This is a genomic window from Oleiphilus sp. HI0061 (assembly GCF_001635675.1).
In genome coordinates this window covers 1-1,030 of sequence record NZ_LWFE01000157.1, presented here as the reverse complement: position 1 = coordinate 1,030, position 1,030 = coordinate 1, and the positions used below count along the sequence as shown (strand labels likewise).

Here is a 1,030-nt window from a genome sequence, read left to right as displayed (position 1 = left end):
GCTGAAGAGGATAAAAGAGATGCCACCACTATCAGACAGGTACAGAGGCACAGCATAAGGATATACGCACTGTGCTTCTGTTTGTTCTGCTGTGTTTCCAGCAGTATTCGAGATGGTTGTGACATCTTGTACTTCTTTTTCGCCTTTAGCAGTTAGCTAAAGCTTAAAGGGTTTAAGCTTCGACTAACATTCGGCCACGCATTTCCATATGCAGTGCATGGCAGAACCAGTGACAGTAGAACCATTGTACGCCAACCTTGTCGGCGGTAAAGGTCACTGACTGGGTTTGCTGAGGGCCAATTTCCATACTGACGCCATGGTTGACCATACAGAAACCATGAGTTACGTCTTCTACCATATCAAGGTTAGTGATCACCATGGTGACTTCATCGCCTTGCTTAACGGTAAATTTGTTCAGGCCAAAGTTTGGTGCAACCGAGGTCATATAAACCGTCACTTTGTTACCCTTGCGAATAATCTTGTTGTCCATTTCAAGATTTACACCATCTTTCTTTGCTTGAGCAACGGTTTCAGCGAAGAAGGGGTCATCACGCTTCCAGATTTTGCTTGGCTTCACTTTGCTTCGATGAACGATCATACAATCGTGAGGCTCAGCAAAGGTCGGGCCGTCGTGAATCAGCTTCATTTCATCGCCGGAGATATCGATTAACTGATCATTTTCGGCACGAAGTGGGCCCGTCGGTAAGAATCGGTCTTTAGAGAACTTACAGAGACAGACTAGGTATTTGCCATCAGCATCACGGGTTTCACCCATGGTGGTGTGAAGGTGACCTGGCTGATAATGAACATCCAGCTTTTGGCGAATGTAATTAACTTTCTTGTCTTGATAAGCTTTGATCGCATCTTCCACGTTCCACTTAACCACCTGACTATCGATAAAGACGGTTGTATAAGCATTACCGCGTCCGTCAAAGGCTGTATGAAGCGGCCCTAAGCCCAGCTCTGGCTCTGCAACGATGGTATCGCGAGGTTTGATCTTATCATCAAATAGTGAAGCCAGCTTCTTGAT

Annotated in this window: 1 pseudogene; it reads right to left on the bottom strand. The window is 45.8% G+C overall.

Features of this window, described 5'->3' with window-relative positions:
* Positions 1 to 172 precede the first annotated feature (172 nt).
* Positions 173 to 1,030 (bottom strand): annotated as a pseudogene (locus A3735_RS01860) (TAT-dependent nitrous-oxide reductase); the annotation flags it as partial.